The organism is Lysinibacillus sp. FSL M8-0134 (assembly GCF_038069745.1).
GTDB classification, from domain to species: Bacteria; Bacillota; Bacilli; order Bacillales_A; family Planococcaceae; genus Lysinibacillus; species Lysinibacillus irui.
In genome coordinates this window covers 1,969,642-1,987,485 of record NZ_JBBPAJ010000001.1, presented here as the reverse complement: position 1 = coordinate 1,987,485, position 17,844 = coordinate 1,969,642, and the positions used below count along the sequence as shown (strand labels likewise).

General features: G+C 34.6%; 22 protein-coding genes. 13 read left to right on the top strand and 9 right to left on the bottom strand.

All coding sequences use genetic code 11. From position 1 onward, the window contains the following. A complete protein-coding gene (locus tag MKY49_RS09970; RefSeq protein ID WP_274796965.1) occupies nucleotides 1–291 on the bottom strand; it encodes an RNA polymerase alpha subunit C-terminal domain-containing protein in 291 nt (96 codons plus the stop codon). Between the two features lie 551 nt (nucleotides 292–842). Further along, a complete protein-coding gene (locus tag MKY49_RS09965; protein ID WP_274796963.1) occupies nucleotides 843–1,178 on the bottom strand; it encodes a hypothetical protein in 336 nt (111 codons plus the stop codon). A gap of 201 nt (nucleotides 1,179–1,379) precedes the next feature. Between MKY49_RS09965 and MKY49_RS09960 the strand changes: the two genes are divergently transcribed. Beyond that, the gene (locus tag MKY49_RS09960; RefSeq protein WP_274796962.1) at nucleotides 1,380–1,529 is read left to right on the top strand and encodes a YjcZ family sporulation protein; all 150 of its coding nucleotides are present in this window, start codon (nucleotides 1,380–1,382) and stop codon (nucleotides 1,527–1,529) included. Nucleotides 1,530–1,974: 445 nt separating this feature from the next. Here MKY49_RS09960 and MKY49_RS09955 read toward each other — a convergent pair whose 3' ends face one another. Next, nucleotides 1,975–2,847: a hypothetical protein gene (locus MKY49_RS09955; RefSeq protein WP_341386116.1), complete on the bottom strand. Its 873-nt coding sequence runs from the start codon at nucleotides 2,845–2,847 to the stop codon at nucleotides 1,975–1,977. Nucleotides 2,848–3,047: 200 nt separating this feature from the next. Between MKY49_RS09955 and MKY49_RS09950 the strand changes: the two genes are divergently transcribed. The 5 genes from MKY49_RS09950 (at nucleotide 3,048) to MKY49_RS09930 (ending at nucleotide 6,095) form a co-directional block, all read left to right on the top strand. Continuing rightward, nucleotides 3,048–3,491 carry an NlpC/P60 family protein gene (locus MKY49_RS09950; protein WP_274796960.1) on the top strand — a complete coding sequence of 148 codons (444 nt, stop codon included), beginning with the start codon at nucleotides 3,048–3,050 and terminating at the stop codon, nucleotides 3,489–3,491. 305 nt (nucleotides 3,492–3,796) lie between these two features. Further along, a complete protein-coding gene (locus MKY49_RS09945) occupies nucleotides 3,797–4,081 on the top strand; it encodes a hypothetical protein (RefSeq protein ID WP_341386115.1) in 285 nt (94 codons plus the stop codon). 70 nt (nucleotides 4,082–4,151) lie between these two features. Next, nucleotides 4,152–4,622, top strand: coding sequence for a DinB family protein (locus MKY49_RS09940; RefSeq protein ID WP_274797312.1), 471 nt, complete (start codon nucleotides 4,152–4,154; stop codon nucleotides 4,620–4,622). A gap of 197 nt (nucleotides 4,623–4,819) precedes the next feature. After that, the gene (locus MKY49_RS09935) at nucleotides 4,820–5,416 is read left to right on the top strand and encodes a TetR/AcrR family transcriptional regulator (protein WP_274796958.1); all 597 of its coding nucleotides are present in this window, start codon (nucleotides 4,820–4,822) and stop codon (nucleotides 5,414–5,416) included. 22 nt (nucleotides 5,417–5,438) lie between these two features. Then, on the top strand, nucleotides 5,439–6,095 hold the full coding sequence (locus tag MKY49_RS09930) for a CPBP family intramembrane glutamic endopeptidase (RefSeq protein ID WP_341386114.1): 657 nt from the start codon (nucleotides 5,439–5,441) through the stop codon (nucleotides 6,093–6,095). Nucleotides 6,096–6,162: 67 nt separating this feature from the next. Here MKY49_RS09930 and MKY49_RS09925 read toward each other — a convergent pair whose 3' ends face one another. Together MKY49_RS09925 and MKY49_RS09920 are read right to left on the bottom strand one after the other, a co-directional pair. Beyond that, entirely contained in the window at nucleotides 6,163–6,780 is a 618-nt protein-coding gene (locus MKY49_RS09925; RefSeq protein ID WP_274796956.1) for an HAD family hydrolase, read from the bottom strand. A 15-nt stretch (nucleotides 6,781–6,795) separates the two neighbouring features. Then, complete coding sequence (locus MKY49_RS09920; RefSeq protein WP_341386113.1) at nucleotides 6,796–7,191, bottom strand: pyrimidine dimer DNA glycosylase/endonuclease V; 396 nt, start codon at nucleotides 7,189–7,191, stop codon at nucleotides 6,796–6,798. Nucleotides 7,192–7,269: 78 nt separating this feature from the next. On the opposite strand from MKY49_RS09920, the gene MKY49_RS09915 reads away from it, so the two are divergent. Further along, nucleotides 7,270–7,731 carry a GNAT family N-acetyltransferase gene (locus tag MKY49_RS09915; protein WP_274796954.1) on the top strand — a complete coding sequence of 154 codons (462 nt, stop codon included), beginning with the start codon at nucleotides 7,270–7,272 and terminating at the stop codon, nucleotides 7,729–7,731. A 200-nt stretch (nucleotides 7,732–7,931) separates the two neighbouring features. Here the strand turns inward: MKY49_RS09915 and MKY49_RS09910 are convergent, their stop codons facing one another. Then, entirely contained in the window at nucleotides 7,932–9,704 is a 1,773-nt protein-coding gene (locus tag MKY49_RS09910; protein WP_341386112.1) for an oleate hydratase, read from the bottom strand. Nucleotides 9,705–10,364: 660 nt separating this feature from the next. Here MKY49_RS09910 and MKY49_RS09905 point away from each other — a divergent pair. From MKY49_RS09905 to MKY49_RS09885, 5 genes are all read left to right on the top strand, one after another. Then, complete coding sequence (locus tag MKY49_RS09905; RefSeq protein ID WP_341386111.1) at nucleotides 10,365–10,898, top strand: HXXEE domain-containing protein; 534 nt, start codon at nucleotides 10,365–10,367, stop codon at nucleotides 10,896–10,898. 40 nt (nucleotides 10,899–10,938) lie between these two features. Then, nucleotides 10,939–11,130, top strand: a complete 192-nt coding sequence (locus MKY49_RS09900; RefSeq protein ID WP_274796950.1) for a hypothetical protein — start codon at nucleotides 10,939–10,941, stop codon at nucleotides 11,128–11,130. Nucleotides 11,131–11,257: 127 nt separating this feature from the next. Continuing rightward, nucleotides 11,258–12,205, top strand: a complete 948-nt coding sequence (locus MKY49_RS09895; RefSeq protein WP_312506085.1) for a bile acid:sodium symporter family protein — start codon at nucleotides 11,258–11,260, stop codon at nucleotides 12,203–12,205. Between the two features lie 96 nt (nucleotides 12,206–12,301). Further along, entirely contained in the window at nucleotides 12,302–12,949 is a 648-nt protein-coding gene (locus tag MKY49_RS09890; protein WP_274796948.1) for a pentapeptide repeat-containing protein, read from the top strand. 144 nt (nucleotides 12,950–13,093) lie between these two features. After that, a complete protein-coding gene (locus tag MKY49_RS09885; protein ID WP_341386110.1) occupies nucleotides 13,094–13,585 on the top strand; it encodes a DUF2798 domain-containing protein in 492 nt (163 codons plus the stop codon). 90 nt (nucleotides 13,586–13,675) lie between these two features. Here MKY49_RS09885 and MKY49_RS09880 read toward each other — a convergent pair whose 3' ends face one another. From MKY49_RS09880 to MKY49_RS09870, 3 genes are all read right to left on the bottom strand, one after another. Continuing rightward, nucleotides 13,676–14,125, bottom strand: a complete 450-nt coding sequence (locus tag MKY49_RS09880) for a DUF1569 domain-containing protein (RefSeq protein WP_341386109.1) — start codon at nucleotides 14,123–14,125, stop codon at nucleotides 13,676–13,678. A gap of 124 nt (nucleotides 14,126–14,249) precedes the next feature. Further along, the gene (locus MKY49_RS09875; RefSeq protein ID WP_341386108.1) at nucleotides 14,250–15,122 is read right to left on the bottom strand and encodes an SDR family oxidoreductase; all 873 of its coding nucleotides are present in this window, start codon (nucleotides 15,120–15,122) and stop codon (nucleotides 14,250–14,252) included. Between the two features lie 405 nt (nucleotides 15,123–15,527). Then, a complete protein-coding gene (locus MKY49_RS09870) occupies nucleotides 15,528–15,920 on the bottom strand; it encodes a topoisomerase (RefSeq protein ID WP_341386107.1) in 393 nt (130 codons plus the stop codon). Between the two features lie 901 nt (nucleotides 15,921–16,821). Between MKY49_RS09870 and MKY49_RS09865 the strand changes: the two genes are divergently transcribed. Then, nucleotides 16,822–17,835 (top strand): DUF1835 domain-containing protein, encoded by a 1,014-nt coding sequence (locus tag MKY49_RS09865; protein ID WP_341386106.1) that lies wholly within the window; start codon nucleotides 16,822–16,824, stop codon nucleotides 17,833–17,835. The last annotated feature ends 9 nt before the right edge of the window (nucleotides 17,836–17,844 follow it).

Here is a 17,844-nt window from a genome sequence, read left to right as displayed (position 1 = left end):
TTATTTAAATGATAGTCCTTCTTCCTCTAATGAAGATCTTAATATCGGTAATGAGGCTGGTCCAATACCATGGATGTTTAGTATTTCTTTTTCTGTATAGAGCGATAGTTTTTGTAACGTGTCAATGCCTTCGTGAACTAAAGCATTTCTTGCAGGTGAACTAAGTTTTGAAAGGAAGCCGCTACTTGGTTTATTTTCTTTATCACAGGTAGGGCAGCTTGGACAATCCGTGCTTTTAAAAAACGTATGTCCCTTTTCACAAACCCTTCGCTTTTTTTCTACCAACCTCATCCCTCCAAACTTGTGTTTTGTTTATTTTAACATATTTCTCCTATTGGATTGTAGAAGGACTTAGGCATATTAAATAAAAAATTGCTTTTTGCTTCGTAAGGCTCCTTAAACCTATAATTGTTCTTTTACTTCCATTCATAATATTTCATAATAGCCTGTATAGTGAGCACCAAACTCATTACTGTTGCCAATATGAGGTAGATCGCTTCACGGTGATTGAGCATTAATCCATAGCTCATTAAGAGGCTAAAGCCACTTCCAAAAGTATTAAAAGCGAATAGTGACCCCCACAAGACAATCTTCAATCGTCTATATCCGCTTCGTCCCAAGAAATACCTTATGTACAAGAAACAAACACCACCTAGTCCAAACAAGAACAGGAAAGCTGTAGGTGAAGATGAAGTTACAGTCATTGGTTCTTCGTATGGCATATCGACAAATAAAATATTGCCAAAATGGATCACGTTTAACACTAATAGACAAATCAGCACATAAAAAAGAATATTCCTTCACCTATTGCCAATAATCCTTTCATTAGTGGATCTCCCCTCTTAGTCTAATAACCTCACATCCTTTTTATGGACTAAATAACTGCAAAAAGGACAACAGTGATCTTTCTTAATAAAAATCGCCTGATACATATCTGACCACTGGATCGTGTCTTCACAGCGATCGCATTCTACATAAAAATCAGGTAGTAAGCCCTTATCTAAAAGAATATCCCATTGGATGTTTGTTAATTGTTCTGGCCCATTTTTAATAACGTATATGAAGATTTCCAATGCTTCCCCATCATAAACTCGGTTTGACTTCACCAATTCTTTTAAATAAGAAATACATTCTGTTGGTTCATTACTTATTCTTTGTTTTAGCTTGTCACGCAGCATTTTCCTCCCGCTTTCTTTTTCATTCTTTAACGACACACCACTCTAATTATGTAAAAAATAAAAAATTAAGTAAAATAAATCACATCAATTTATTTCTAAAATTGCTTCATCACTAAAATTTTTTAATAAGCATCGGGTCTAATAACATTTCTCCTTTCAGCAACCTTACATATGATAGGTTGTAGAAAGGAGGGATTTTCAATGGGATACGGTGGAAATGTAGGTAACTACAATAACAACAGCTGCTATTATGGCGGCGACTCTGGCGGCGGATATTACGGCTCAACATTCGTTTTAATCGTAGTATTATTCATTCTTTTAATTATTGTCGGCGCTTCTTTCATGTATTAATTCATCCCTAATAGCACCTAAAATCCCCTTTTACACGATCAATAGTCGTGTTAGGTTATGCTAGCCAATTCATAAGGGTCACTTTACCAGCCTAGTGACCCTTTTCCTATTCAAACATGCATGCGATAATTGAATGGAGGATTTACTTTGTATAATCTACAGCATGGTCAATGGAGTTGATCCCCATTTGTTTATCTACATCATGAGAGTAATACAAGGATTACTTGGAATCGTTTTGATAATGATTGGGACTATGTTAATTGTTATTACTGTTGACGATTCGCTATTTCTCCAAAAAATATATAGTTACTGATCATTGGTGGTCTGTGCATTTTACTTGGCGTTCATTTCGTACATAAACAATTTCATCCGAATTCATACAAAAGTAAACCCAGGTCCTCAAAATAAAGAGCACTTGGGTTTACTTGAATGCTATAGAAAAATATTAGTCCTTCGCAAAATATGTTGGATCTATTTGAAGAAGAATTGTATTCATATCATAAAATCCCCATTTTAATTTTTCCTCATATGTGAATCCTTGTTGATTTTGAATAAATGCTAACCAGTCCTTTTCTAACTCACTACTATTCTTTCCGTAAACTTCCTCTAATTTTTTTGCTAGTTCTTTCTTGTCGTAGATCTGTTCAAACTTTTCGAGTCCGTATGTATCAATTAAATAGATAACAAATGAAGCCGCATGCGTATAGCTCACCTCCATAAGGACTTGATTCTCTTTTACATTTGAAAGTTTAGGGCGAAAATAAACATCATCTTGATTTGGATCAATTAACCTACTAATGGGTATTAACTTATCTGACTCCATATATTGCTTCATGTATTTATCAAAATATAATTTATTTTTTCCATATTGATACTCCATATAACTTGCAAAACCCTCTTGCGTAAAATAGCCGTTATCTGTGTCAAAATTCTTGCCATAGCCAAGTAAAGAATGGGTCATTTCATGGACAAGTGGGTATAGATCTTCTTTCACACCAGCTAATTCGATTTTCGATGCTAAACCCCATGATTGACCGTCTTCCTTAAGCCATACGCTTATGTGCTCGGATGGCGTGTAGGAAGTATGAATGGAATCCTTTATATGGTCATATGCCGTCACAATTTCATCCTTTATAGCCTCTACTTTTTCCTGTGGAACACCAACCTTATTCTTAATCTCAAAGGTTATTTTTCCATCGTTTGTCACTACAATATTATCATCTTTCTCTTCTTGAATTGGTTCCTTAGAAATCGTTTCCTCTGTACAAGCGGTTAATAACAATAGACTTAGCAGGAAGGAGCCTCTTAATTTAAACATATGTACCTCCAGAAAAAGTATTTTTTAGTATATACGAGGATAAAAATCCAGGAGTTTCATTTTTGGTAATATTCCTGTAATTTATTTATTCGTCATTACCCTTTCTAGGTATACCACAAAATATTTTGTAATATTTGGAAGGTTATAAAGCCATTTTTGTTGAATATATTACCTTAACGACATGTTAAAGGAGTAATTAAATGGAGAAAAATTATGAAGAGTATATTAATAATGCAATTGATTGGGCTAAAAGTCATTTGAACTCTGAAGAATATTGTTTCATTTGTTTAGCTTTTGTAGAGGATGCTTTAGAAAGAAGTAATAACATTGAAATTTTTGGTGGAGATACGGCAAAAGAATCTGCAGTTTTATATGAAGCAAGTATGCAAACAGGAATACCTCCGAAAGGAACCTTTGTTTTTTACGATTGCTTTGGTGTAATTAAAGATGAGCGAAAAAATTGGGGTCATGTAGGATTATCTGTTGGCAATGGCGAGATCATTCATGCTTGGGATAAGGTAAGGATTGATCATTTCCTTGAAGTAGAAAAGTTATCGACCGCACCAGGTTGGGATAAACCAAAGTTCATTGGGTGGGTACCACTGGCACGCATTATGGAAGGGTTCCAAAGCAAAGTTTATTAAAAAGTAAATTAATATTATATAGCCTTACCATTTCACATGTAAGGGCATGTTTTGATCATTCTTCAACAAAACATGTCCTTTTCATTTCTAGAAATTTTTCGAAACAAGGAGGAATTTTAGCTTTTTAAAGACGATGGTCTACAAAACCGAGTAATCTTATCATATAAATAGTAGTGTTAAGCGAAATACGTTTAACATGATACCTCCCGATTTGTTACTAAGGGGCACTTTTGCGAGTGCCCCTATTGAATATGTCATCCCTAGCTATTACTATAGGTTGTATTCGAAATTACAAGAGTAAATCTATGCTAGAAAATTTATTTGATTTTTTATCAGGTGCCTATAGTGGTCAGTCCGCTTTACATACAAGAAAAATCGATCGAAATATAGAAAGTCTGCAACAGTATGAATGGTTTCACAATATATACCATCAAGATCAGTATCGCAGCTTATTTTTTTTGTATTATCATGTGAGAAACTACCTTCAAAGCAATGTTCGTGTGAATAGAATGCTGAAGAAAAAGCAGGCTCAAGAAAGGTTTATCCTTTTTTTAAATAAACATTTGGATAAACGTTTCCGCAGTAATTAGAGAAAACTTCCAATCGAACATAAATTCTTATATACTTTAATTACTACTAGCGAATGGAGGTTGATGAATGATGAACGCCATAGATCTAATCATATTAAATTTCAATGAAGTACGAAGACGTAGTATAAAGCTTTGGAGGTCTATCCCCCAAGAAAAATTACATTGGAGGCCAGATGATGAAGCCATGTCGTGCATCGAGATGGTTAGACATGTTCTAGAAAGTGAACATTATTACCACCTAGCAATCCTTAATAAAGGCAGTATAGGCGAATTTGATTCACCCTTTGAAAAACAGCCCTACACTACTGTAGAAGCAGAATTATTATTTGCAGAGCCTTTTAGAAATGAATTTATTAACACGGTTCAAGCTTTTTCGAATGAAGATTTATCAAACATACAAATTGATCGCTCAGACGTTGGATACATAAGAGATTTGGGTGATATGTTGCTTAGAATTGCCTATCATGAGTCAGTCCATACTGGGCAATTACTAGATTATTTACGTACTGCAAAAGTTCCTATAACAACGATTTGGGATTAACATTTTAAGGTGTTGCACTTAGGTGACACACCTTTTTTCTTATCTTCATTTGTTCAAACTCTTAAAAACCTGGATGATCATTGCCCTAGTTATATTTCCCCCACCAGAACATTTCCAACAAACAGTACATTTGACAATATTTCCATTTTATTTTATTTTTATATTGACTGGTTAATCAATCAAAAGGAGCTGTCATAATGCCAAGAACTGAAGCTCAAAATATAGAATTACGGGAGCTGAGACGGGAAGAAATACTACAGGCTGCATTAAACGTCTTTTCAAGAAGAGGAATGGTCGCAACTAAGATTAGTGATATAGCTAAAGAGGCGAATTTAAGTCATGGACTAGTGTACCATTATTTTCAATCAAAAGAAGAAATCTTTACACTTTTAGTTAAAAGAGCTGCTGAAAGCTCTGGGCAAATTATTGAAAAAGCGCATTTACAAGAAGGAACTGCACTCGAAAAACTGAAATGGATGACGGAGCAGATTTTATATAGTTTATCAGAGGGACAACAAATTTTATTATTCTTAATAATGATTCAAGCAAGTACGTCTGATGCTGTACCCGAAGAAGTAAAAAGATTTTTATCCTCAGAGGAATTCAAGTCCCCTGTTCACGGTCTCATTCCTTTAATTTCTGAGGGGCAACAATGCAATGAAATTGTTCAAGAAGATCCACTTAAATTGGCAATTAGCTACTATTCATTTATTCAAGGTTTTGCGATTAATAAACTACAATGGACACAATGTCCAGTTCCAGAAGCTGAAATAATTATGAAAATTTTTAAATAATCTTTTGGAAGAGAGGTTTTGTATGAAAAAATTTAGTCAAGATACAAAATTTTGGTTATTTTTCATATCACCATTTTTCATTATATTACTAGGGTTCTTGACTGCTACATTTTTTTATCAATTTATTGAGGGCTGGGCTTGGATTCCACTAGCGCTTGTTTATTGGAGCTTGTTAGGATTTTGCATTTACTATTTTAAAGGTAACAGAAAACTAGGAGATTGGTTTCAAAAGTCAAAAAAGGCTCCTTTTTGGATAACCTTCGCAACGCTGATTGGCCTTTTTCCATTAACAATCTTAATTATGAACTACCATTTGTTTCACTCTGTTTGGTTAATACTCTATTGGCTTTTATTCGCCATCATCAATCCTTGGCTTGAAGAATACTACTGGCGAGGCGTTTTATTTGATAGTTTATTAACAAAATTTCCAGCATGGTTCGCTATTTTATATACAACTATCCTTTTTGTCATAAGTCATCCATTGATGTGGGGAGTCTTTTCTTATGCTAGTCAATCCTTTCATTTGTATATCTATCTATCAGTAACAGGTATCGTGTGGGCCATTACGTATTTAAAGACAAAAAGTTTACGTTCTATTATCTTATCCCACTGTATCGTCGATATAGGGAATTTGACTGTATTAACATTCTTAAATATCTACATACCACCTACAATGTAATGACACAATCATGAAAAGATGGTGTGCTTTCAATGGACACCATCTTTTATTCTTTCTTCCTCCCCTATTATAAGCTCAAAATATCCTGAGCTTCATATAATACGTAATCAGCCTCTTCAAATCCATTTGTCGTTTTGGCACCCCAGAGGGCAAGGGCGAATTTAGCTCCTGCCTGCTTTGCACATTGGAAATCATAGATAGAATCACCAATATAGATGGCATCCTCTGGAGCTACCTGTAATGCGTCCAAACATTTTAATAGAGGCTCAGGGTGAGGTTTATGCTTCTCCGTATCACTGGCACTAACAATGTGTTTGAAATAATGACTTAAGCCAAACGGATCAAATTCATCGGTTACCTCCTGAGCTGTTTTAGAGGTCACAATGCCCAATAGAGGCGATTTTGCTGCTAATTGTTGAATAACTTCCTCTAGATTTTCGAAAACAGTCACTTCATGTGAAAAATCTAGAACAGCTGCAGACCACTTCCGATGAACTTCATCTATGTTATCAATGTTGAGCCTCATCAACGTATCTTTCCCAGGTATCCCCAATGCAAAGCGTAAATCCTCCAACGAATACTGTTGATCTGTCTCTTCCAGTAAGGTTCTTTGCAATGATTGTAAAATCGCCTGCTCAGTATCTAAAATCGTCCCGTCTACATCAAAAATAATCGCTTTTACCATCTATACCCCTCCTATTTATAGCACGTCCTTAATATACGTACATAATTGCTCATACAATGCCTCTTCATAATCCTTCTGCCCACGAATAAATTTCTCCTTTAAATTATAGAAACAAATTTCTAGATATTCCTGATTATGATGATGCAAAAAAGGCTTCCTGTCTTTTACTGGTCCTAATCCATCAAAGTAGTTATTCATTTTTTCATAGGTTCTAATTTGAAAACCACGTTTATTCATTTCCTCCAACAATTTTGTTGTATACAAATACAAGTCAGCTTTCGGATAGTCATAAATATAATTAATGAGAATATGCCGATCCTCTTTAGCAAAGATACTATTAAGTTCTCTCCACTGCGAAAGTAGTTGGCCTTTAGGTAAATACCCTAGTAAATCTACATGCCATAATCTCATATGCCTTCCCCTTTCTATTATTCAACCATTAATGTAAAATATTACTTACTATGATAGTAAAATTGACGGAGGGATAGTATGGAAATAAAAACGGCAACTCTCGATGAAATTCCACAAATTGAACGTTTATACCAAGAGCTTTTTTTAGAAATGTCTATTCTTCAACCTAAATATATCAGACCTGCAAAACAGGATGCCAACTTTATCAGATATACGATCATTGAAGATGATTCTGATATATTAATCGCAACAGTAGAGAAGGAAGTTGTTGGCTTCTTGCTAATTAAAGAAACAACGACCCCACCCTATTCTTGTTTGGTTGAACACAAATATGCCTTTATTGTTGATGTGATAGTTGGCAAATCATACAAAAATCAAGGAATTGGATCTGCTTTATTAGAAGAAGCGAAAAAATGGGCAGCCTATCGTCACTTGGATTATTTGGAGTTAAATGTATTGACTGAAAATAAAGGTGCTAAAGCCTTATATGAAAAACATGGGTTCAAGGATATGAACCATACGATGCGCTTAGAATGTTAGTTATACGATGAGAAAGAAGGGATATCCATGGTAGAAACGAGAAAAGTACAAAAGAAAGCAAACCTCATAGTCCCTGTCTTTATTGGCATGGGATTAGGAGCCTTTATTGGATTGCTCGCCTATGTCAAAGATTGGCTATAAGCAAATTAAAAAATAGACAAAGCCTTATTAACTGCTTTGTCTATTTTTCTGCAAAATCACTAGATTAATTTACTTTCTTTCAGTAGATCATAAATAATCGTATCTTTTGTTTTATGAATACCCAATTTACCAATTTGTTTTAAAATGAATGGGGCATCAATATCCGTTAATTTTTTACCATCCAGCAAACGAGCTGTAGAAGCTAATAAGGTACGAATATCAAAAGCAGATGCAAATACCTCTGGCACGCCTCGGTCAATATTTAATAATTGATAGACCGCTTCCATCGCTGTTCTTACTGAATATTCCGTTGTAAAGACGGTGTCTCTTGCTGTTTCACTAAAGTTACCAATAAAGGCTAAGTTAGCAGATCCTTTCGGCACAACGAACGGACGATCTCCCATTGCTCTTGGCATAAAGTAAGAGGTGATATATGGCATATAACATGGAATAGTATTACAAGAATTTTGTGCTAGGTCCGGAATTTCATCAACCGGTACGCCCATATGGTAAAGCCATTCTTGTGCGATTTCTATTCCCGTACATTCCGTAATGCTTTTTTTAATAAAATTACCTGGCTTATTTGATAGTAAACCATAGATCCAAACAACTAATTGGTCTTTTGGTTGATTTTTAAAATGAGGTTGTCGGTTCAATGTATAGCTTAGCATCCAATTAGAATCTGTCGCTGTGACAATACCCCCTGTTACGACCTTACCAGCATAGGGATCTCTTTTACTAATCTTTTCAATATATGGAGCTACGCGATCATCCAATGTCGTAAGTGTTGCTGACACAAACCAACTTTCTTCTGGAAGATTGTCGCAGAATTTTTCTGGACGACCAAACTCACTATCTTGTGCAGCGATGTTTTTCCAAAGTGACCAGCTGCCACCTAAATCAGTGCTTTTAGGTGCTGGTGTATTATTATCACCGTAAGTTGTACTCTCGGTAATACTACCGTTTGTCACAAACACTAATTCATTTTCTGTCAGCTCAATATTCTTTTTCACGCCATCTTTTCTTAAAACGAGCGTATGAGCTACTTTTTTGTCTCCCACTTTATCAACCAAGACATTTTCGACAACCGTATTATATTGGAAATCAACATCATGGCTTTCTAAGTATTTAATCATTGGCAGTACTAAAGATTCATACTGATTAAACTTTGTAAATTTCAATGCTGATAAATCTGGTAATCCCCCAATATGATGGATGAAACGCATAATATAACGACGCATTTCCATAGCAGAATGCCATTTTTCAAACGCAAACATCGTGGACCAATAAAGCCAAAAATTCGATTCAAAAAAATCCTCTGAAAAAACGTCAGTGATTTTTTTATCCTCTAATTTTTCCTCAGGGGTAAAGAATAATTTAATCATTTCTTCAGATGATTGATCCGATAAGGTGAACTTCCCATCATCTTGCAGTCTTTGCCCTCTATCCTTTATTAATCGACATTTCGAATAATTAGGATCTTCTTTATTTAACCAATAAAATTCATCTAAAACCGAAGCATTTTCTACTTCTAAGGACGGAATGGAACGGAATAAATCCCACAAGCATTCAAAATGATCCTCCATTTCTCGACCACCGCGAATAATAAATCCTCTTGTCGGATTAAGAGTACCATCAAGACTACCTCCCGAAATATCCAATTCCTCTAGAATATGAATATTTTCCCCTTTCATTTGGCCATCACGAATTAAAAAGCATGCCGCTGAAAGGGAGGCTAGTCCTGAACCAATAAGATACGCAGATTTTTCATCTACCCCTTCAGGTTTTTTAGGTCGTGCGAAAGCTTCATAGTTACCATTGCTATAATACATATTACCGCCTCCTGATTTATTATTCTAATATAGAATATCACGAATGAACGGGAAAATGGTAAAATGAGCTAATCATTAACAAAAAATTCAAATTTGAAAGTTGTTCGTTAATTTACTTACTCTTCTTATTGGACATAGCAAGTGTTTGTATTTTTATTAAAGCAAACAATTCAATAAATTTCCGAAATAATTCCCATAGCCTCTACCTTAAAAAGGAAAAACGAGCCCAACCTATTTCTACTCGATATGTATAATTATTATACCGAAAAATCATTTTACCTTCATCCTTGTTTGTCTGTTTACCCCATTTCTTATTACCTAATGTACCCGTAAACTTAGCTATCAAAGACTATCTGCCCCTCCACCTGGTGACTAGACGTTTTATCTCTTTCTTCTTCACGATTTTAACATGCGTACTTTGAACATCATTAACGACCGTCCCTTCTTTGCTAGTTGCTAAGTAAAGGGTTCCTCGTTTAGTTTATTCGTTTGTTTCACTCATATTTTCATCCTGCGATTCCTTATTTCTGAGATTCAAACAACCTCTCTATTTTATATTTTATACTTTCCAGTTTTCAGTATGTTATTATTAACCCATATTACATATAAATGGTATTTTCAGTGCCGCTTCCAGCATAGAGATAAGGAGAGAGTATTCATATGGATTGGTTGAATGTCCAAACACTTATTTGGTTGTTTCCTATTATATTTATTATCCATGACTTTGAAGAAATTATTATGATAGAAAAATGGTTACATCATAATCGTCATAAGCTGTATGAAAGATTACCCCCTAAAATAGCAGATAAAGTGGTAAAACAATTTTCAATGACCACTGCTCAATTTGCTGTTGCTGTATTATTTATCTTTTTATTTGTGAGTCTCTCTACCATTCTAGCTAACCAATATTTCATAAACGGGGTAGCTCTTACTTTCTATTTTTTCACATCCGTCACACTTGTTTTCTTTATCCATGCTTTTACCCATATTGGACAATCGATATTCTTTCGCTCTATCACCCCAGGAGCTATAACATCAGCCATCATTATTATTCCCTATAGTATTATTTTATTTAAATCTTTGTTTAATAGCGGAATCATTACGTGGCATATAATTTTAATAAGCCTTCCTTTTGGCCTATTATTTTTCCCCATTGTCTTTACTGCTCATAGGTTAGGAAAAAGAGTTATCTAAACACATTTTTATCGTGAAAAGTAAGGAAGGAGGAAGTAGAATGACAAAAATTCCGATTTTTTTAAAATTGCTCATTGGTATTGGGTTGGTTATTATCCTAACCTCGTTGTACTTGTTAAAAGACCATCCTTATTATTTATGGATAAGGTGGACAGGTAATATTTTATTTATCGTAGGCATTGTATGGATTCCATTTACTAAAGAAATGGATAAAAAACATGTAAATACTTAGCGAGTCTTATCTAGACCTTCAACAAGTAGGAGTAAACCTTCTGCTTTTTTGCGGTAAATACTCCTACTATGTCCTGATTCATATTATAATAATGTGATAAAATCAGATAAAAAAAGAAGGTCTTTGTATGTTAGAAAAACTAAATGTATTTCTCCAAAAATACATTGCAATCCTGACACCGTTAAGTTTAGTTTTAGGTGTATTCCTAGAAAGCATTGGACATCAATTATTATTCCTCGTATCCTGGCTATTTGCGTTCATGACATTCTCTGGCAGCTTAAATATGAAATTCAAAGATGTCAAAATTTTCATGAAGCATCCCGTACTCATTTTACTTTCAATTCTTTTTCTTCACCTAATCATGCCATTATGGGCTTATTTCTTATCCACCACTCTATTCGATGACCATTTACTGACTGTTGGCTTTGTTTTAGCGGTCGCACTTCCAACTGGCGTCACAAGTGTTATTTGGATTACAATTTGCAAAGGTAATATGCCATTAGGCTTGTCTATTATTTTAATTGATACGCTGCTTTCACCTTTCATCCTGCCATTCATTCTCTATATCGTTTCAGGTGAAAAAATTGAATTGGATGTAGTCTCGCTGATCTTCAATTTACTATGGATGATTGTATTACCTACCATTTTAGGAATCGTGGTGAATGAACTTTCAAAAGGAGACATTCCTAAAAAATATGGCAAGAAGCTTGCTCCTTTTTCAAAGCTATGTTTATTCGCAGTCATTTTAATAAATAGTAGTGCCATTTCTCCCTACTTAAAGGATATTAATGTGCATCTATTTTTCGTTATACTTTTAGTGTTGATGCTTGCTGTATCAGGCTATGTCTTCGCCTTTCTCATTGGTCGCTATCTGTTAAAAGACTATTCACAAATGGCTACCTTTGTCTATACGGGAGGGATGAGAAATATTGCTGTTGGCGTTATTGTTGCCACAACATATTTTCCAGGTAAAGTAGCCATGCCTGTCGTTTTTGGCATGCTATTCCAACAAGTACTAGCTTCTGTTTTTAGTAAGATTGTAATGAAAAACAGAGTTTCTAATGAACTAGTTTAATAATCTACGATAAGGACACCGTTATATAGACGGTGTCTTTATTGTCGCTTTGCCCTTATACTAATGTTTAAGATCTCATGTAAAGGATGGGCTGATATGGCATACAATTTCAAAATTACATCACCTACAATACCGACAAATCTTGAAAAGGCAAATTTTCAGGATATTTTTTATGAGGAAGAACCTTATTTAACAAATTGCATGATCGCTGATACTGTCATTGAGCATGAAGATGTTGAACGATTAATCGTCTCTAAAGTTATCTTTAAAAATGTCACATTTATTAATTGTACCTTTAAAAAAATTGATTTAACGGATGTCATTTTTGAGAACTGTGATTTATCGAACTCAAACTTAAGTGAAGGTATCATCCATCGAGTGGCTTTTAAAAACTGTAAACTATTGGGGTTGAATTTTACTGAAGCTAACCTCGGCAATGTATCTTTTGAACATTGTATTGCCAACTTATGCAATTTCCCTGAAGTACGTTTCAAACAAGTACTATTCGATAACACCAAGCTACAAGGTGCCAATTTTTATGATTGTTTACTCAATAAAGTGGCCTTTCATGAAAGTGATTTAAATGATGCCGATTTCTCTCAAACTTCATTAAAAGGGATCGACATAAGTACATGTACATTTAAAAGACTGCAAGTAACGCCAGAAAGTTTAAACGGGTGTGAAGTCTCTTCCGAACAAGCGATAGGCTTTGCTTCATTACTAGGATTGAAGGTGAAATACTAGTTTAACCTTTTTACAGTGCTAGATTATTGCAGGTATAGTGGTGCAGAAAATTAATTCATCCTTTCAACTGTCACAAAAATGTCACTTACGAGGCATTTTTCAAATCTATATACTAACTTAAGTAACAGAAAGGAGTGTTAATAGATGCCCACTACTAGAAAAGAAAGTCTCTATTTTGGTTTAATAATGTGTTTTGGAATGGTACTTGTTATGACACTTTATAATTTTTACCTTAATGATACATTTGGACAAATTTCTTTCTTTGGAGGAATTACTGACTTTATTTTAGGGTTTATGGTTGCCATTATTCTTGACTTGTACCTTGTTGGACCTGTAGCACAAAAAATAGCTTTTCGATTCACAGCTAATACGAATAATATGCTTTTTAAGGTTTTAACCATCTCCACATGTATGGTTATTGGAATGGCCTTTTTCATGTCCATATACGGCTTAGTCATAAGTTATGTTCACAATGGTTTTTCCTCCAACTCGATAATCAAGGATTACCTCTCAGTGTTTGGTGAAAATTTCATTGTAGCATACCCATTGCAACTTATCGTTATGGGCCCACTTGTACGTTTTATATTCACGAAGTTTATTAAAACTACTCCGAATAACTTAGTATTAAAAAATTAAAAAGGATTCATAGTACGACATTCGAAGTAGCTATTTAGAATTTATTCTTTTGGCTACTTTTGAATTAACATTCGCCCATTTGTCCCCTATTTAAACCCCAAACTGTGTAAGGTGATGGTCAAGGTGCTTGTACACTCCTATCCCCCATTGCTCAGAAGTGAGTTTACCGAAAAAAGGATGAGGATGCGTAGTGCATTTCTCTGGTCCGTTATTTTGGAATAGGATTATTTTTTGTTTAAGCTGTTCTTTTTCTCGTTCAAAATCTCTAACATCTGCAATCAAAATCGTTGGAATAGTAGACATATTACGAGGTAGTGTCTTGTCATTGTACATAATTGGCTTCGCAAACCTTCCTACTATTATTCCTAGCCACCCCCTTGGTGGAAAGGAATTTCCCATGGCAATATCTTGAAAAGCCGAACAATGCGCTAGCATTTGTGCAACATTCATTTTTCCCCATTGTGGTTGCGCATTTGGAGTTAATTGATCAATACGCTTTAATACTTCTACTGAATGTATAGAATTAAAAATATTTTTCATGAGTGCGTATCCCCTTTAACCAATAATCACTATCTATTTTATATAACAATCCAATTTATTGTCACTTTTTATATAAAATAGACGTAATTCTTATTGTAGAATTACGCCCATCCATCGTTATTTTCTATTCGATCATTCCATAGCCATCTGGTGCAGGTATAGCATGTTCCGCAGATCGACTGACTGATTCCCAATCCTGCCATATGGCAATCCGTTTTTCCGCATTTTCAATAGCTAAATCGTAGACAACGCTTCCTAGAATTAATCGAAGAGGCGGATTTTCACAATTAACTAGTTTCACAATAGCTTCGGCCGCCAACTTAGGAGCACTATCAACGGATTCTGTTGCATTTTGTTTAGCCAATTCCTCACGTATTGAATCATATTCTAGTTTCTGTGTTGTGAAGCCCATTTTTAAATAAAGATTCGTCCAGTATCCCCCAGGTTCTACTATCGTTACTTTTATTCCAAAATGAGCAGCTTCCTGTGCTAAAGCCTCGCTCAATCCCTCTAAAGCAAATTTACTAGCACTATAAACTCCCGACATAGGGCCCGTAATGAGTCCACCGATACTAGATATTTGAATAATATGACCTGAACCTTGCCCCCTTAAGTAAGGCATGACTGCTTGGCAAACCCAAACTGCTCCAAAAAAGTTCGTTTCCATTTGACTTCTTACTTCTTCTTCCTTAAATTCTTCAATCATTCCTAAAGTCATATTACCTGCATTGTTTATGACAATATCAATTTGTCCAAAATGTTTAATAGCTTCTTTTACTGTAGCAAAAACATCGCTTCTATTCGTAACATCAAGTCTTAAGGGCAACAACCTTCCTTCAAATTGGCTTTGTAACTCCTTCAGTTTTTCAATATTTCGAGCAACTCCAACTACCTTATCCCCTAACTCCAAAGCTCTTTTCGTAAATTCATATCCCAATCCACTACTAGCACCGGTAATAAACCAAACTCGTGCCGTTTTAATATGATTTCCTGTCATTAAGAATCTCCTCCGCTTCATCCTATTTTGTTAGGCAGCAATTAATTCCAATTATTATAAGAAAACAAAATCGAAAAAATAAAAAGCATAGGCAATCTGCCCATGCTCCAAACATATAGAATGATTCAATTGGATCCATCTTTATGACACTTTTTCTAAAAAACAAATAGAAAAAGCAGAGACAATGTCCCCTGGTATAAAACCGTATCATGAAGGGTTTCCGTAAAAAGACAGATCTATCCTATTATCTCTGAGCATAAGCAGAGCCTTTGAACGTATAAAATTAACGATTCAAAGATAGGATATCAATCATTCGGAAGCCTCCATTCATAAAAGTTAATTCAAGTATATCACTTTACCATGATATGTAAAATAGTATTTTTGATTAATTTAAGAAATTTTCCGTTAGTATTTCTCAATTTTTATTGTTATATGTTCTTTGCTTATTGTGACCTTTTCTTTTTCCGAAACTTTCTTTATAGAATCCTCCACAATTTGTTGAATTAACGTATCAGCAACTTTTACATCCTTCGGAAAACTTACGGATACAGTCAAATCTTTAAAATTACCATCGACCATTATTGCACCTATTGACTCGCTATTAAGATTCGTTTGTTCTGGAATAGATCCCATTATTTCATTATGTACTTCTGAAAAAAAACTTGATTCTGGTGATAAATTTGCATCATTTTCATTATTTTCAGAAATATCTATCACTTCGACTTCTGATTCTCCATTACAGCCAACCAACATAATTGAACTAAATAAAACCCCTGAAATGATTGCCTTTTTTAACACTCCTATTTCCCCTTTCAAAATCAATGATATATCTCGCAAGTTTGACGCAAAAAATAACAAAGGTTCCAAAAATTATAAAACTATTCGTACTCTTTAGAAGCCTTAATAGATGTTACTCCATAAATTTGAATCAAAATAAAAAAGGACAAATCCTTTCTAAAAAATGCGGCGTTTAATTAAGATAAATTATAATTAATGTACTTTTGACTTAAACGTAGGCTTTCAAGGTGAGAAACTCTGCCTCATGTTTAGGAAAATTGTTTTTTTATTCCAGAATCATGTAAAATATAAAAGTGCATTTAAAAAGTTATGTTCTCACTCTGTTGCGAAATGGGTTCAATTGTACCCTACCTTATTATTGGCGGATAGAACCTTGGAATTGAAGGATAACCATCAAAAAGTGGTGGATAAAATGCTCAAAGCGATGGATAGAACCCTGAAAGTGAAGGATAGCACTTAAACCAGCGGATAGAAACCCTGAATTGAAGGATAACCATCAAAAAGTGGTGGATAAAATGCTCAAAGTGAAGGATAGCACTTAAACCAGTGGATAGAAACCCTGAATTGAGGGATAACCATCAAAAAGTGGTGGATAAAATGCTCAAAGCGATGGATAGAACCCTGAAAGTGAAGGATAGCACTTAAACCAGTGGATAGAAACCCTGAATTGAAGGATAACCATCAAAAAGTGGTGGATAAAATGCTCAAAGCGATGGATAAAACCATGAAAGTGAAGGATAGCCCTTAAACCAGTGGATAGAAGAAGATGAACTATGCTTTACTATTTCAAAAGCTGGTGCTAAAAATATTGCTAATATTTTAGTTGAAGCAGTGCCTATTGCTCCGCCTGTTGAGCATCTTGTAGGTCGCAAAGAAACAATAAATAACGAGGTGAAATTTAGTGTTAGAAGAGATACATAAATCAATAAAAGATTTAAGCGGTAGCGAAGCAAAGAACCTTTTATTAAGCATGATGTTGAGAATAAAAGTGATGCAGGAATCAAAGAACTCACCAGAGGAAATATTAGAACAATTAAATTCTTTATACCATCTATTTTTTGAAGTTGTACAAAATAGCAATCATGTTGGGCGAGATTATTCAACAGTCCATATTGTGTTTGGCGAATCTCCTGCTGGTTCTTTACGAGTAGGATTAGGGCGTGAGAATAAAGTAATCGGATTTCCTGATTTCTTTGCTGTTGGTCCTATTTGGGCACTTCATCAAGAGGTTGGTCGTAAGTACAGACATGAATGGTTGAAGGACCATCTTAATTATTCCGATGACTATCTTGAGGAAGAGTACGAAAATAGATTTTCAAAAACACTTGTAGAAATAGATGGTTTAAGCAATGAGACCCCTATTGTTATATGGACTGCTGAAAATGCAAATGAGCAAACTGGCTTACGCTATCTTTTATACTTGCTCAAAGAAAAAAAGAATAAGATTTTCGTGATCAATACTACATTTGCTTTTCAGGAATTATTTAACACACCTGAATTTGGGTGTTTAGATATCCATACGGGCGAAGTAAACGGTGAACACTTAAACAAAATCTATCATGAAAAATTATCAGCACCAATAACTGATGAGGATAGAACACGATTTGAAAAAGAATGGATCGCATTAGCAGAATCAAAAGGTTTGGTGAGGATTTGGGAAAATAACAAAATTAATACGGTTAATGAAGATTACTTGGATGATTTTATTGTCAATACGGCACAACATTTGCATGCTAAGCAAAGTGAAAAAGACTTTATGAAATCTGCAAGGTTAATCGGGGAAGTTTATGGACAGCACAATCAATTAGGCGATGTTTTTATAGAGTATAGAGTGAGAAGCCTAATTTATAATGGAGTTTTTGAAATTAAGGGAATTCCTAAAGCAATGAGGTATTATAGTGTGAAACTAAGGTGACTAGTTTGT